8 protein-coding genes and 1 pseudogene are annotated in these 15,326 nt (G+C 62.8%); 4 read left to right on the top strand and 5 right to left on the bottom strand.

Going from position 1 to position 15,326, the window contains the following annotated elements:
• Positions 1-343: 343 nt before the first annotated feature.
• Positions 344-2,059, bottom strand: coding sequence for an alpha-amylase family glycosyl hydrolase (locus tag RT460_RS01675; RefSeq protein WP_313316771.1), 1,716 nt, complete (start codon positions 2,057-2,059; stop codon positions 344-346).
• Positions 2,059-3,540, bottom strand: coding sequence for an MFS transporter (locus tag RT460_RS01670; protein ID WP_313316770.1), 1,482 nt, complete (start codon positions 3,538-3,540; stop codon positions 2,059-2,061). Before RT460_RS01670 ends, RT460_RS01675 begins: the two co-directional genes overlap by 1 nt.
• 211 nt (positions 3,541-3,751) lie before the next feature.
• Between RT460_RS01670 and RT460_RS01665 the strand changes: the two genes are divergently transcribed.
• Positions 3,752-5,818 carry a glycoside hydrolase family 97 protein gene (locus tag RT460_RS01665; protein WP_313316769.1) on the top strand — a complete coding sequence of 689 codons (2,067 nt, stop codon included), beginning with the start codon at positions 3,752-3,754 and terminating at the stop codon, positions 5,816-5,818.
• Positions 5,819-5,976: 158 nt separating this feature from the next.
• Here the strand turns inward: RT460_RS01665 and RT460_RS01660 are convergent.
• Positions 5,977-8,406, bottom strand: a pseudogene (locus RT460_RS01660) (alpha-amylase family glycosyl hydrolase).
• Positions 8,407-8,788: 382 nt separating this feature from the next.
• Here RT460_RS01660 and RT460_RS01655 point away from each other — a divergent pair.
• Positions 8,789-11,458, top strand: a complete 2,670-nt coding sequence (locus RT460_RS01655) for a TonB-dependent receptor (protein WP_313316768.1) — start codon at positions 8,789-8,791, stop codon at positions 11,456-11,458.
• Positions 11,459-11,682: 224 nt separating this feature from the next.
• Here RT460_RS01655 and RT460_RS01650 read toward each other — a convergent pair whose 3' ends face one another.
• Together RT460_RS01650 and RT460_RS01645 are read right to left on the bottom strand one after the other, a co-directional pair.
• Complete coding sequence (locus RT460_RS01650; protein WP_313316767.1) at positions 11,683-11,853, bottom strand: hypothetical protein; 171 nt, start codon at positions 11,851-11,853, stop codon at positions 11,683-11,685.
• A 270-nt stretch (positions 11,854-12,123) separates the two neighbouring features.
• A complete protein-coding gene (locus RT460_RS01645; RefSeq protein ID WP_313316766.1) occupies positions 12,124-13,737 on the bottom strand; it encodes an alpha glucosidase in 1,614 nt (537 codons plus the stop codon).
• Between the two features lie 203 nt (positions 13,738-13,940).
• Between RT460_RS01645 and RT460_RS01640 the strand changes: the two genes are divergently transcribed.
• Positions 13,941-14,939 (top strand): polyprenyl synthetase family protein, encoded by a 999-nt coding sequence (locus RT460_RS01640; protein ID WP_313316765.1) that lies wholly within the window; start codon positions 13,941-13,943, stop codon positions 14,937-14,939.
• 5 nt (positions 14,940-14,944) lie between these two features.
• Positions 14,945-15,193, top strand: coding sequence for a helix-hairpin-helix domain-containing protein (locus tag RT460_RS01635; protein ID WP_313316764.1), 249 nt, complete (start codon positions 14,945-14,947; stop codon positions 15,191-15,193).
• The last annotated feature ends 133 nt before the right edge of the window (positions 15,194-15,326 follow it).

Here is a 15,326-nt window from a genome sequence, read left to right as displayed (position 1 = left end):
ATTGGGGATTGGGGATTGGGGATTGGGGATTGGGGATTGGGGATTGGGGATTGGGAATTGGGGATTCGGGATTCGGGATTCGCAAAGGCTGGGGCCGAGTCGAGGGGCAATGCCAAAGCTACCCCTCCCCGACCCTCCCCTTGCCTGCGGCAAAGGGAGGGAGACCAGCAACGCCTGTCGCTCGCCGCGAAGGAAGACAAGCAAGGCCTGCCGCTCGTCGCGATGAGCCCCCTCCCTTTTGCGTAGCAAAGGGGAGGGTTGGCGAGGGGTGGCTTTGGGCGCGAAGCTGAAGCTGCCCTCATCCCAACCCCTCTCCCGCACGCGGGAGAGGGGCTCAAGCAGCTTACTGCGCCAGTCTTGTGTCCCTGGAGCGCTGATCCGCCATCGCCGCATCCAGCTGCGCCTGCAGCTCGCTCTGATTCACCTGCGCATCGAGCACGAACACCTTGACGCCATGCGCCGGCACCTCGGCCTGCAGCGTGTGCTTCACCTTTACGCTGCCGCCATCCAATGCATCACGCCAATGCCCGGCCTGCAGGTAACGACTCACCTCGAATGTGTGCGCCACATCGCCCTTGTTCAACAGCACCAATACCGTCTGCGCGGTATCGCCCTGCTGCAGCACGCGGTAGAACACCGCCTCGTCGCCCTGCAAGCGCTCGTTGACCTGCAGGCCGCGCTGCAATGCGGGCGTTGCCTCGCGCAGCTTGGCGATGCGCTGCAAGGGCCCGAAGATCGGGCTCTGCCCTGCAGCATCCACACGCTGCTGACCGAAATAGGCACGGTTGCCGGCATGCTCGGCGCGGCCGCGCATGAAGCCGGTTTCCGAGCCGTAATAAAGCACCGGAATACCGCGTGCGGTGAACAACCAGTTGTGCGCATCGATGAAGCCGACGTCGCTGGCGTCCAGCCGCGCCATGTCGTGGTTGTCGTAGAAGCTCATCAGTGCGTATGGATTCGCATACGGGCCACCACTCAGATGCAGCGGTTCGGCCAGGGCTTCAAAGCCCTTCTGCTCCTTGCCGAACACCGATGACAAGGCGCCGCGCAGCGGGAAATCAAGCACGCTGACATTCGCGTTCGACGGCCAGGTGTGCTCGGCAATCTTGGCCGCGTCGTAGTCGAAGGCCTCGCCGAACATGAACATGCCCGGGTGCTCGGCACGGATGCGCTGCACGAATTCATGCCACCACGGGTGCGGCAGCCAACCGATGGTATCGATGCGCAGGGCGTCCACGCCTTGCGCCGTCCACTGCAGGTAGGCGCCAACCAGATAGTCCATCACCGCCGGGTTGTGCTCGTTGAAATCCGACAGTTCGGCCAGGTTGCCGTCAAAGATCGAACCCTTGCTGCCATCGACCGGGCCGATGTTGTTGTAGAAAGCGTGCAGCGGGTTGTGCTTCGGGTCGAGCTTGTCCGGCGCCAGATTCTGGTGGTCGGCGATCAGCTTGCCGTCCTTGTCGAAGATCTGCCCGAACTGCGGCTGGCGCTTGGGCATGGTCCAGGCCGGTGAGCCGTGGTTGCCAACGATATCCAGCACCACCTTCAGCTTGGCGTCGTGCAGGCCCTTGGTCAGCCCGGCGAAATCCAGATCGGCGCTGGGCAGGTGCTCGTCCAGCTTGTAGAAGTTGATGCCCCAGTAACCGTGGTAGCCGGTCTTGCCGCGGTCGGTCAGCGTGCTGGTGCAGCTGATCGGCTTGCTGCCGGTGAAGGCCTGGTCGGGATTGTCGATGATGGGCGTGATCCACACCGCGCCAAAGCCGAGGTTGCGGATGTAGTCGGCATTGTCCAGCACGCCCTTGAAATCGCCGCCGAGGTAGCCGATGTTGCCGTCGACCTTGTCCGGGCATGGCACCGGGATATCGAAGGTTGGGTGCTCTCCACCCTGATCGCGATGATCGTTGCTGGTGTCGCCATTGACGAAACGGTCGGTGACCACGAAGTACACCGCGTCACTGGCAAACGGCTCGGTGGTACCGATGTACTCCGGCCGGTTGCCGGCCAAAGCCGAACCCGCCACCAAGGCCAGACCCACCGCTGCTGCCAAACGACTACGCATCACACCACCTCCTGTTGCGACGGAACCCGCAATACACACAGCCCGGCCACGAACAGGCTGCAACCACCCAGCACCAGCACGTGGATGGGGTCACCGCCCAGCCAGTTGCGCAGGGCGAAGCCCAGCGCGCTGGCCGCGACCAACTGCGGTATCACGATGAAGAAATTGAAGATGCCCATGTACACGCCCATCTTGGCCGCCGGCACGCTGTCCGACAGCAGGGCATACGGCAAGGACAGGATCGATGCCCAGGCAAACCCCACGCCCACCATCGACAGCAGCAGCCAATGTGGATCCTTGATCAGCATCAACGAGATCAGCCCCAGCCCGCCCAGCCACAGGTTGACCAGGTGGCTCCAGCGCAGGCCGATGGCGCGCACCATCAATGGGATGATCAGCGCGGCCACGGCGGCGAAGCCGTTGTAGGCACCAAACAGCACGCCGACCCAGTTTGCGCCTTCGTTGTAGGCGGCGGTCTGCGTATCGGTAGAACCGAAATGGGTGCCGGCTACCGCTGCGGTGGTGTAGATCCACATCGCAAACAGCGCGAACCAGGAAAAGAACTGCACCCAGGCCAGCCGCCGCATCGTGCCCGGCATGCTGCGCAGGTCGTCGACGATGGTGGCCAGCATATGCGTGCCGGGCAGCACCCGCGCCACTGCCAACAACAGGCCATAGCTGGCACACAGCCCGGCCAGCACGTAGAGCATGCGATCACCTTGCCGCCACGCGATCAGGGCCGCCAGCACCACGCCAAGGCCCAGCCATAGACCGATCTGGGACCACTGCGGCAGGCCGCCAACGCGCTGCGCAGCATGCACCGGCGACGGCTCTGCATCATCGAAGCTGGCCAGCTCGGCCGGCGAGTACTCGCGCGTGCTGAACACCGTCCAGCTCATCGCCAGCAGCAACACTGCGGCGCCGAAATAGAAGGCATAACGCACGGTATCGGGCACTTCACCGGGACCGGCGGTATTGGCCACGCCAAAGTGGGCCAGGATGAAGGGCAGGAAGCTGGCCACCACCGCGCCTACGCCGATGAAAAAGCTCTGCATCGAGAAACCGGCCGGGCGTTGCCTGGGCGAAAGCTGATCACCGACGAAAGCGCGGAACGGCTCCATCGAGATATTGATCGAGGCGTCCAGCACCCAGAGCGTGCCGGCCGCAATCCACAGCGTCGGCGAGTTCGGCATGACCAGCAGGGCCAGCGTGGTCAGCACCGCGCCGATCATGAAGTAAGGCCGGCGTCGGCCCCAGCGCGTCCAGGTGCGGTCGGACAGGTAGCCGATCACTGGCTGCACCAGCAGGCCGGTCAGGGGTGCGGCGATCCACAGCCCCGGCACCGCATCCATCGGCGCGCCCAGCGTTTCAAAGATGCGGCTGGCATTGGCGTTCTGCAGGGCGAAGCCGAACTGGATACCCAGGAAGCCGAAACACATGTTCCAGATCTGCCAGAACGACAGCTGCGGTTTGCTATTCATCAAGCGCTTCCCCCCTCCGGGAATCACGGATGCGATGGTTGGGCGCGGATGCGCTGCGGCCATGGTAGAGGGCGCACCTGTGATCTGCACCGCCGTTGCATACGTATTCAATGCGGCATTGCGCCCACGGCGGCCTGCGCCGGGGAATAGTGGCGCCACGTGCCGCCCTGCAGGGCCGGTGCGCCGACCAGAACCCGGAGTTGAGACCCGCATGGCCGATACACGCCCCACCCCTGCCCGCCTGTCGCTGAAAGCCGCCTTCGCGCTGCTGCTGATCAGCTGCCTGCCGGCCCACGCCGCCGACCTGGCGCGCGTCACTTCGCCCGACAAGCACCTGGTGGTGATCGTCGAATCGCAGCACGAAGGCCGCCCCTCATACCGGGTGGAACGCAACGGCGAGGCGGTGATTGCGCCGTCGCGGCTGGGCATGTTGCTGGGCGATGGCCGCCTGGAGCGCAACGTCGCGCTGACCGGCCAGTCGCAGCGCAGCTTCGATGAAACCTGGGAACAACCCTGGGGCGAGCGTCGCCTCACCCGTAACCACTACAACGAGCTGCGCGCCAGCTTCACCGAGAAGCCGGGCGCCGGCCGCAACTACGAGCGCCGTTTTGATGTGGTGTTCCGCGTCTACGACGATGGCATTGGCTTCCGCTACGAATTCCCGCAGCAGGCCGGCATGAAGCAGGCGCAGATCCATGCCGAACTGACCGAGTTCGCGCTGGCCCGGCCGGCGACCGCGTGGTGGATCCCCGCCTTCGAGTGGAACCGCGAGGAATACCTGTACCACCAGACCCCGCTGAAGGAAGTCGGCACTGCCCAGACTCCGCTGACCCTGCGCAGCGACAACGGCCTGCATATCTCCATCCATGAAGCCGCGCTGGTCGACTATGCCGGCATGAACCTGGCCCGCGGTGATGGCGACATCCTGCACGCCACGCTGACCCCGTCCAGCAGCGGCGCGCCGGTGGTGCGCGCCCTGCCCTTCAACACCCCGTGGCGCACCATCACCATCGGCGAGAAGGCCGGCGACCTGGCCGAATCCAGCCTGATCCTCAACCTCAACGAACCCAACGCGATTGGCGACGTGAGCTGGTTCAAGCCGGCCAAATATGCCGGCGTGTGGTGGTCGCTGCACCTGGAAACCGAAACCTGGGCCACCGGCCCCAAGCATGGCGCCACCACCGCCAATACCCGCCGCTACATCGACTTTGCCGCCGAAAACGGCTTCCGCGGCGTACTGGTGGAAGGCTGGAACGTTGGCTGGGACGGTGACTGGTTCGCCAACGGCGAGGCGTTCGACTTCACCCGCGCCACGCCGGATTTCGATCTGCCCGGCCTTGCCAGCTATGCCGCCGGCAAGGGCGTGCACCTGATCGGCCACCATGAAACCGCATGCGCGGTCAGCCACTACGAGCGCGAGTTGCCGGCAGCGCTGGATCTGTATGCACGCAACGGCGTGGACGTGATCAAGACCGGCTATGTGTGTGACGCCGGCGACATCCACCGCCAGGATCAGGCCGATGGCCCGATCACCCGCGAATGGCATGAAGGCCAGTGGATGAGTAACCACAACCTGCGCGTGCTGCAGCAGGCGGCCGCCAAGCACATCGCGATCAACTCGCACGAGCCGATCAAGGACACCGGCCTGCGCCGCACCTACCCCAACTGGGTATCGCGCGAGGGTGCGCGCGGCATGGAGTTCAACGCCTGGGGCAACCCGCCCAACCCGCCGGGCCATGAAGCCACGCTGGTGTTCACCCGCATGCTGGGCGGGCCGATGGATTACACCCCCGGCATCGTCAGCCTGAAGGGCCGCAACGGTCTGGCCCTGCGCAGCACCCTGGCCAAGCAGCTTGCCTTGTACGTGGTGCTGTACAGCCCGGTGCAGATGGTGGCCGACCTGCCCGAGCACTACGCGCAGCATCCGGACGCCTTCCAGTTCATCAAGGACGTGGCGGTGGATTGGGAAGAAAGCCACGTACTGAACGGCGAAGTCGGCCAATACGTGACCTTCGCCCGCAAGGCCCGTGGCAGCCAGGAATGGTTCGTCGGCAGCGTCGGCAGCGAGACACCGCAGGCGCTGGACGTGCCGCTGAGCTTCCTCGACGCGGGCAAGCGTTACCGCGCCGAGATCTACCGCGATGGCGAAGGCGCCAACTGGGAAACCGCACCGTTCGCCTTCGTCCGCGAGACGCGCGAGGTCGGCAGTGCCGACCGGATCAAATTGCAGCTGGGTACCGGTGGCGGCGCTGCGATCCGGTTTGTGCCGGTGGAGTAAGGGCCTTGCAACCCGAAAACCGAGGCTCGGAGCGCTCAGCTCCGGGCCTTGCTTCCTACACCCTGCCACCGTGGCTCCCCGATCGTCATCGGACAAACGCCTACCAAAGCGGCGGCATCCCATGACCAAGGATGCCGCCGTTTTCTTTTCCTCACAACTCAACGTAACCGCAGTGTCGCCGCATCCAGCCACAATGGATCACGTCTCCCGTCGCCACCGCCAAACTGCATAGAGCCACCCTCTGGCACCAGACCCCGGTAGCCACCGTCGTAATCCCACGTTGTCACGAACACTGTTGCCCCTTTCAGGTCAGGTGGGTTGCCCAACGCATCCGCAGGAAGTGTGACCGTAAGGCGTTTGTTGGCCGGGTCTACCGACAGCTGGGCCCCGGGGGTCGCTGCGGCCCCCTCATTGTCGGCATCAGCTTGCACCGCGGCTGTCAGCGCATTCGACCAGCCACCTAGACGCAGACGATAGTTCCAGTGCAATCCATCAGGCAGTTGGGCGTTCTGCAGTGGCATCTGGTGCAAACCTGATTTTCCCGGCAACCCGATTTAGATGGTCAGCGCCACATGATCGAAACCATTTGGGGCGTTCCACATTGAGCCGAGGGAAGCCAGCTCCACTTGAAGCTTGAGTGAGCCTCCGCTGGTGAAACCCTCGACCTTGCGCAGGTCCCCCGGCCGCGCTGCCATCCAGCCTGGGTCGTTCGGGTACCGATACATGCCATCGGGCCCCTTGTCGTCTCCAGCAGGGTCTTCCACCGTGCCGGCGCGGTGCCAATCCCGCTCCACCGTAAAGTGCTGCGGGTCGGAAATCGCCATCTCAGGCCCAGTCCAAGCCACTACGCGATGTTCCACCGTCGGATCCACCCACGCGTCGCTGCGCAACCGGGCAATCCATCGACCATCGCTCCCCGCCAGGACGGTCTGACTGCGGGAAATATCGCCGTCCACGACTACTTCAACCTTCGACAGCGGCGTCGCGCGGCCTTGGACTTCAAGATCGCCGTGCAGCGGACCGGATGGCAGCGGATCCATCACCGGAGCTGACCCGACCGTTGCCATGCTGGGCCGGGATGCATCGGCCCGCCACACCATGCCGCCATAGGCGGGCAGCACCAGATCCATGCGTCCGTCCTCCCCAACTTGCACCGGTGGAGCATTGCCATCAATGGCAAACAGGGGCTGTAACACACTGCCCGCAGCCAAGTTGGTTGCCAGTCCATCCAGCAGTACCGGGTGCGAGGCGGTATTGAACACGATCAATGCGGTCTGGCCCTCAGCGTCCATCCGCCACGCCAGCGCACCCGGCGCCCCCGCTTCGGCCCTTAGTACCTTGGGGGTGCCTCGCGACAACACGCGATTGTCACGGCGGAGCGCGCTGGCCCGCTTCAAATACTGGTAGAGCGGGTGCGTAGGATCAAAATGGTCCTTGCCGCCCGAACCATAGCCGGTGGCGAACATTGCATCGCGCTGGCCCCTGAAGCCTTGTTCCGTGCCGTAATAGATCACGGGTATACCGGGCAGCGTCATCATCGCAAGCAACGCCTGTCGCAGCCCCTGCTCGCTGCCTCCGGCCAAAAAGCGCGAGACGTCGTGATTGTCGACGAAGTTGGGCATGAGCCAAGGATTGGAATTCACGCGCATGGTCGACTCGATGCGCCAACCCAGCTCCGCAGTCGGTCGCCCGCGCGCGAAAACATCGAGCAGCGTGCCGTGCAGAGGAAAATTTATCATGCTCGGCAACAACGGCCCGCTCCCGTCTCGGGTATAGGCATCGATCCTGCGTGCCTGCGTTTCTTCAAACGCGCGATCGATACCGAAACCTTCGCCGAACACGTGAAAGCCGACACCTCCATTGAGCGGGTGCAAGCGATTGATACCTGGCGCCTCTGGGTCGTCGCTGTACAGAAAATCGCGGAAGTATGTCTCCGGGGCATAGAAGGCCGTATCAACCCGGAACGCATCTACCCCCACCTGATCGATCCAATCCGCATACATCTTGCGCAGAGCGCGTCGAACTTCAGGGCTTTCGGTATTCAGATCATCAAGACTGGATAGCTGGTAATTGAGCTCTTGGCGTCGATCGCCGAAATCCTTGATATCAGGCGTCCAGTGATAGACAGCTCGAGCACGGTCGGCAGGATTCTGCGGATCGTTGGACTGCAGTAGTGCCGGCTGCAGCAAGCTCTTGTCATGGCGACGGCAGTCCGCCTCCGCCTCACAGGAAAAGAAGTCCCCGGTGTGGTTGACCACAACATCCTGCACGAGCAGCATGTCCCGCGAATGCAGTCCTGCGGCGAGCTTCTGATAGCTGCTCAGATCTCCAAAATGGGGGTCGACACGCGTGAAATCCTGCGCCCAGTAGCCATGATAGCCACCGTAATTCGCCCGCTCGCTCCACCACTGGTTGGCAACCGGTGGCGTGATCCACAGCGCCGTGGCTCCAAGCCCACGAATATAGTCGAGCCTGCGTGAGACACCCGCCAGATCACCGCCACTGAACCGCCGGGGATCCGCCGGATCGAACTCCCCCACCCCTTGGTCGTCATTGGCCGTGCTGCCATTGTCAAAGCGATCGATCATCACGAAATAGATGATCTGGTCGCGCCAGTCCGGTGCATCCTTGGCCCAAGCCGGCGCCGCACCACCCAGAACGGCCCCCATCGCGCAGATGGCGAGCGCGTGCCCCCGCTGTTTCAGCATGTTTCCCCTCCCTTATGGTTGAGCGCAGCTGCCGGGCACTTGCCCCCCTTGCCCCTTGCTGGCAGGCCGATTCTGCTTGTTCAGACCGTCCCGCCCCCTTGCCAGACCATTGAATACGTATGCAGGGAGATTCCCAGCCAATGGCGGCTGTCTACCATACGAGGCAATCGCAGACAGACTTTGACGTCATGCGGTACGCCCTGCCTGAACGCCGTTCGGGCTCAAAATTAAAAGCAGTAACAACATTGACTGGGAGAGGAAAATGTTGAACTACAAGCGCAGCGCACTGAGTGTCGCGTTGGCCTTTGCTCTGGCGCCCGGCATGGCCGCAGCGCAGTCCGCCGCCAGCACCACCAGCGACAAGGTCCAGGAACTGGACTCAATCACCGTCACCGGCATCCGCAGGGCAATCGAAGCCTCGATCGACACCAAGCAGACCGAGAACACCGTGGTGGAGGCAATCTCCGCCGAGGACATTGGCAAGCTGCCCGATGCCAGCATCGCCGACTCGCTCGCTCGCCTGCCCGGCCTGACAGCACAGCGTTTTGGTGGCCGGCCGCAGGAAATCAACATCCGCGGGTTTGCAGGGGACTTCTCCACGGCCCTGCTCAACGGGCGTGAACAGGTCAGCCTTGGCAACAACCGCGGCGTCGAGTTCGATCAATACCCTTCCGAGCTCATGAGCCAGGTGGTGGTACACAAGACGACCAGCGCCGACATGATTGGTCAGGGCCTATCCGGCACGGTCAATCTGAAGACCGTGCGGCCGCTGTCTTACGATGAGCGCGTGGTAGCAGTCAATGCACGTGCGGACATGAACAACCTGGACGGCAACAAAGAGTATGGCGGCCGCTACTCGCTCTCCTACATCGACCAGTTCGCCGACAACACGGTCGGTTTGGCCTTGGGGTACGCCCATATGGACAACCCGATTCAGGGGCGCCAGTACGAAGCCTGGGGCTTCACCGGTGACAACAACGGCGTGCTTGGCGGTGCCAAGTACTTCAGCTACGACACCGACAACGTCCGTGATGGCCTGATGGGCGTGTTGGAGTTCAAGCCGAACGACAGCTTCTCTTCGACCTTGGACATGTTCTATTCCAAGTTCGACAAGGATGAGTACAAGCGCGGCCTGGAAATGGGTCTGGTTTGGGGCAATGGTTCAACGCTGGCAGGCGGCACCGTAAGTGACAAGGGCACTGCGGTGGAGATGGACTGGCAGAACGTCCGACCGATCGTCGTACGCAACGACTACAACGGCACCAAGGACAAACTGTTCTCGCTGGGGTGGCGCAACGAGTTGAAGCTCAGCGACAACTGGAAGCTGAGTACCGATGTCAGCTACTCGCGCGCCGAGCGCAAGGAGCGTCTGCTCGAGGTCTATGCCAACCTGTTGAACGGCGGCACCGATAGCGTCTACGCGACCTATAACCCGGAAGGCTGGTTCGACCTGGCCCTCGGGAAAGACTATGGAAACGCCGCCCTGCTGGGCTTCTCCGATCCTGGTGGCTGGGGTGGTGAGCGCGCCCAGGCCGGTTACCTGAAGGACTTTGACGTCAAGGACACCCTGTCCTCGATCCGGTTCGATGCCGAACGCACGTTCGATAGCGGCCTGATCAGCAGCATCAGCTTTGGCGTGAACCACAGCGAACGCGACAAGAGCCGCGAATCTTCAGAGAACACGCTGTGCGTGACCGAGGGTTGCGTCGACAATGTGTATGGCGCCATCCCGGACCAGTACATCGGAGACTCTACGTTTGGGTTTGCGGGCATTCCGTCGATCCTGCGCCTGAATTCGCTGGCCATGCTCAACGACGGAGTGTTCTATCTGAAGGGCAAAAGCCACCAGGACATCTCCAACAAGAATTGGCAGATGGAGGAGGAAAGCAGTACTGCTTACTTCCAAGTCAACATCAACGGCGACCTTGGTCCGGTGCCGGTACGTGGCAACATTGGCGTCCAAGCGGTACATGTGAAGCAGAGTTCGGTTGGCGTAGCGACGTTTGAGGGCATTGCCCTGTCCGAGCCAAGCGAGGCGGGTGCGACATTTACCCACTACCTGCCTAGCATGAACCTGTCGTTCCAGCTGCCGTGGGAACAGTTCATCCGCGTTGGCGCTTCGCGTCAGATGGCCCGCCCCCGCATGGATGATCTGCGTGCCAACGCGACGTTCAATGTTGATCAGACCAAGCAGCTGTTGTCGGGCAACGGTGGCAACCCGACATTGAAGCCGTGGCTGGCTGATGCCTATGACATCTCGTGGGAAAAATACTTCGGCAACAAGGCCTATGTAAGCGCTGCAGGCTTCTACAAGAATCTCAGCACTTACATCTATAACCAGACTCAGCTATACGACTTCAGCCAGCTGCCACTACCTCCGGGCCTGGACCTCAGCAATCTGCCCAACGGCATGATCGGCGAATACACCCAGCCCGCGAACGGCGAAGGTGGAAAGATCTACGGCTATGAGCTGGCGGCTTCGATTCCGCTGGATCTGTTGTGGTCGCCGCTGGAAGGTTTTGGCATCACGGCCAACTACTCCGACACCACCAGCCGCATCGAACCCAACGGGCCTGGCACCACTGAACCGTTGCCTGGTCTGTCGAAGTATGTCTCCAACATCACTGCATACTACGAGCGCTATGGTTTCTCGGCTCGCGTAAGTCAGCGTAGTCGCTCCGCGTTCCTGGGCGAAGTACAAGGTGCCGGTGGTGACCGCACCAAGATCTACTTCGAAGGCGAGAGTGTTACCGATCTCCAGTTGGGTTACACCTTCCAGACTGGCGCATTGGAGAACCTGTCGATCCTGCTGCAGGTTAACAACCTGGAGAACGAGCCCTTCCGCGCGTTGTCTGACAACGTCAGTGATCGGCCCCGTCAGTACTACGAGTATGGTCGCACGTACCTGCTGGGCTTGAACTACCGGTTCTGATTCAGTCTCAAGTGCGTTTTGATCGAGGCCCGCTGCCAATGCAGCGGGCCTTTTCGTTTCTGAACCAACTGATGAGGCACCCATTTGGTGGGGTGTCGTGCGGAATTTTCCGAAACCTGGGCTCGCGCTGAGCTGGCAAATTTTTTACCCCTGATGCGGCAGCGGCCCATTTTCTGCTGTTGCGAATGCTGCCAGATCGATGTTGTTTGCTGCTGGTGCGGCTGTCACCGGCGTGCTGAAAGCTCTGCGGTCACTGCCCAGCGGTCGAAGATTGATCTAGCACCAGGCATCGAGTTTTGGGCTTTGGCTTCGGCTTTGGCTTCGGCTTTGGCTTCGGCTTTGGCTTTGGCTTTGGCTTTGGCTTTGGCTTCGGCTTTGGCTTCGGCTTTGAGCATTCCCTTCTCCCGCTTGCGGGGGAAGGTGCCCATCGGGCGGATGGGGGGAGCTTTGGGTTTGGCTTGAAGAGCGCCCTCACCCCAACCCCCGCTCCGCGCCCCGGCCCTCGCGTGGCCGCGAGGGCGCTCTATGGAGTCGCGAACCAGTGGTTCGCAAGCGCCTCATCTCGCCCCCCGGGCGGGAGAGGGGCTTAGATCAAAATCAAAATCAAAAGCAAAAAAAAGGCGGAGATGCTATCTCCGCCCCACAAGAAAGAGAGACTCGAAAACTCAGCTGCGACGCGCGCAATACACCGCGTGCCCAGGCAAAACCAATTCGCCAGATTCGACTGCGCCCGCCACCGGGCCCGGCACGTCCAGCGCCTGCCATTCACCGGCCGGCAAACCATGCCGCACAACGTCACCGGACAGGTTGAAGGCTAACAGCAAGGTTTCATCCCCCGCCTGACGCTCAAACATCAACACCGGCTCGGCGCTGTCCAGAAAACGAATGGAACCGCCCACCAACGCCGGATGCGCCTTGCGCCAGCTCATGAAGCCACGGAACGCGTGCAACACCGAATCGCCATCCACTTCCTGCGCCTGCACCGACATCGCCTGATGCTCGGCCGGAATCGGCAGCCATGGCTTGCCGGTGGTGAATCCCGCCAGCGCCCCATCGGTCCACGGCATCGGCGTGCGACAACCATCGCGCCCCTTGAAGTTCGGCCAGAAGGTGATGCCATACGGGTCCTGCAGCGCCTCAAACGGCACATCAGCTTCGCCCAAGCCCAGCTCTTCACCCTGGTAGATGCACACCGAACCGCGTAGTGAGCACACCAGCGCGGCCAGCATCTTGGCCAGCGACGGCTGGGCCGGATGCCCGCCCCAACGGGTCACCGCACGCTGCACGTCGTGGTTGGACACTGCCCAGCACGGCCAGGCCTCGCCCATCGCCGCTTCCAGCCGCTCGACTGTGCCGCGGATATAGGCGGCGCTGTAATCGTCCACCAGCAGCTCGAAGCTATAGCCCATGTGCAGCCGGCCCGGCGCGGTGTATTCGGCGGTGGTGGCCAGCGAATCCTCCGAAGAGATTTCGCCCAGCGTCACGGCCTCCGGGTACTGGTTCAGCAAGCCACGCAGGCGTTCGAGGAAGCCAATGTTCTCGGGCCGGGTGTTGTTGTAATAGTGGTACTGGAAGGCGTACGGATTGTCCGGGCTGAAACCACGCCCCACGCGCTCGCTTTCCGGCTTGGGCGGGTTGTCGCGCAGCTGCGCATCGTGGAAGCAGAAGTTGATCGAATCCAGGCGGAAACCATCCACGCCGCGATCCAGCCAGAACTTCACATAGTCCAGCGTTGCCTGCTGCACGGCCGGGTTATGGAAATCCAGGTCCGGCTGCGAGGCCAGGAAGTTGTGCAGGAAGTACTGCCGGCGACGCGGCTCCCACTGCCAGGCCACACCACCGAAGATCGACAGCCAGTTGTTGGGTGGGCTGCCGTCGTCACGCGCATCGGCCCACACATACCAGTCGGCCTTGGGATTGTCGCGGCTCTCGCGGCTTTCCTTGAACCAGGCATGCTCCACCGAGGTATGGCTGAACACCTGGTCGATCATCACCTTCAGGCCCAGCGCATGCGCCTTGGCCAGCAAACGGTCGAAGTCGGCCAGGTTGCCGAACAAAGGGTCCACATCGCGGTAGTCGGCAATGTCGTAACCAAAGTCGGCCATCGGCGACTTGAAGAACGGCGACACCCAGATCGCGTCCACGCCCAGCGAGGCCACGTAATCCAGGCGCTCGATGATGCCCGGCAGGTCGCCGACGCCGTCGCCATTGGTGTCCAGGTAGCTGCGCGGGTAAATCTGGTAGATGACGGCACCGCGCCACCATGGAGTCTTGGACATCGAACGCCCCCCTACGGGCTGCATTGCCCCTGCAAAGGGGCCGCGAAATGTATGCCGATCAGCTTAGCGTTGGTGCTTTGCCGGCGGTGTTGCTTGCATACGTATTCACTGCGCAAAGGCCCGGTTCTGTTCGGTTTTTGGCCCCGACGGGCCGTGCAGGCCCACACCGCCTATAATCCCCGGGTACCCCCCGAAGTCTTCCTATGAGCATCGCTGAACATATCCGCCCCGCGCTGGGCCTGCCTGCCATCCAGACCCTCGCCGCAGCGGACATGGCCGCCGTCGATGCCCTGATCCGTCGCCGCCTGTCCTCGGACGTGGTGCTGATCAACCAGATCGCCGACCACATCGTCTCGGCCGGCGGCAAACGCCTGCGGCCGATGCTGGTGATGCTGGCCGGCCATGCGGTCGGTGGCGCCGGCCCGGAACACCACCAGCTGGCGGCGATCATCGAGTTCATCCACACCTCCACCCTGCTGCACGACGACGTGGTGGACGAATCTGACCTGCGCCGTGGCCGCAGCACCGCCAACGCCCTGTGGGGCAATGCCCCCAGCGTACTGGTCGGTGACTTCCTGTACTCGCGCAGTTTCCAGCTGATGGTGGAACTGGAGCGCATGCCGGTGATGCAGATTCTGGCCGACACCACCAACCGCATCGCCGAAGGCGAGGTGCTGCAGCTGCTGCACGTGCATAACCCGGACACCGACGAAGCCGCCTACCTGCGCGTGATCGAGCGCAAGACCGCAGTGCTGTTCGCCGCCGGCACCCGCCTGGGTGCGCTGGCCACCGGTGCCGACGAAGCCGTGCAGCAGAAGCTCTACGACTACGGCATGCACCTGGGTTACGCCTTCCAGATTGCCGACGACGTGCTGGACTATTCGGCCAATGCCGACGAGTTGGGCAAAAACCTGGGCGACGACCTGGCCGAAGGCAAGGCCACCTTGCCGCTGATCCATGCCATGGCGCATTCGGATGAAGCGGTTCGCCAGCGCCTGCGCGAGATCGTGCAGGATGGCGATGCCAGCGCAATGCCGGAAGTGCTGGCCGCCATCCACGCCACCGGCGGACTGGAGTACAGCCGTGCGCGCGCCGTGGAATATGCCAACGCCGCCGAACAGGCCCTGGATGGGCTGCCGGAGACCGAGGCGGTTGCCGCCCTGCGTGGCCTGGCCCGTTACGCCATCGAGCGTAGTCACTGATCGCAATGGCTGGCCTGCAGCAGTTTCCGGACGACGAGCGTGCCGTGCTGTTGGCGGTGAAAGGCGTGGGCGCCACCGTGGTTTCGCGCTTGGAGCAGCTAGGGTTTCATTCGCTGGCGCAGCTGGCCGAAGCCGACCCCGGCGATGTCGTCAGCCAGGCATCGGCGATGTTGGGCAGCAGTTGCTGGCGCAACAGCCCGCAAGCACGGGCGGCGATCAGTGGGGCGATAGCGGCGGCCAAGAGCCGGCTGTAAGACGTGCTTGCAAGGCCCCTGCCGAGCATGGCTCGGCACTACGCTCCCTCCATTTCGCGTAGCGAAGGGGAGGGTTGGGGAGGGGTAGCTTCATCGCATCTGATTTGGCGGGAGCTTCGCGACTCACGCCGCT

The organism is Stenotrophomonas sp., assembly GCF_032061965.1.
Classification (GTDB): Bacteria; Pseudomonadota; Gammaproteobacteria; order Xanthomonadales; family Xanthomonadaceae; genus Stenotrophomonas.
The sequence above is the reverse complement of the archived record's forward strand: the minus strand, read 5'-3'. Positions and strand labels throughout refer to the sequence as shown.

What these genes read in the sequence shown, in the direction of transcription:
- RT460_RS01675 (WP_313316771.1), bottom strand. Translation starts at nt 2,059, where the DNA reads ATGCGTAGTCGTTTGGCAGCAGCGGTGGGTCTGGCCTTGGTGGCGGGT.
- RT460_RS01670 (WP_313316770.1), bottom strand. Translation starts at nt 3,540, where the DNA reads ATGAATAGCAAACCGCAGCTGTCGTTCTGGCAGATCTGGAACATGTGT.
- RT460_RS01665 (WP_313316769.1), top strand. Translation starts at nt 3,752, where the DNA reads ATGGCCGATACACGCCCCACCCCTGCCCGCCTGTCGCTGAAAGCCGCC.
- RT460_RS01655 (WP_313316768.1), top strand. Translation starts at nt 8,789, where the DNA reads ATGTTGAACTACAAGCGCAGCGCACTGAGTGTCGCGTTGGCCTTTGCT.
- RT460_RS01650 (WP_313316767.1), bottom strand. Translation starts at nt 11,853, where the DNA reads ATGCTCAAAGCCGAAGCCAAAGCCGAAGCCAAAGCCAAAGCCAAAGCC.
- RT460_RS01645 (WP_313316766.1), bottom strand. Translation starts at nt 13,737, where the DNA reads ATGTCCAAGACTCCATGGTGGCGCGGTGCCGTCATCTACCAGATTTAC.
- RT460_RS01640 (WP_313316765.1), top strand. Translation starts at nt 13,941, where the DNA reads ATGAGCATCGCTGAACATATCCGCCCCGCGCTGGGCCTGCCTGCCATC.
- RT460_RS01635 (WP_313316764.1), top strand. Translation starts at nt 14,945, where the DNA reads ATGGCTGGCCTGCAGCAGTTTCCGGACGACGAGCGTGCCGTGCTGTTG.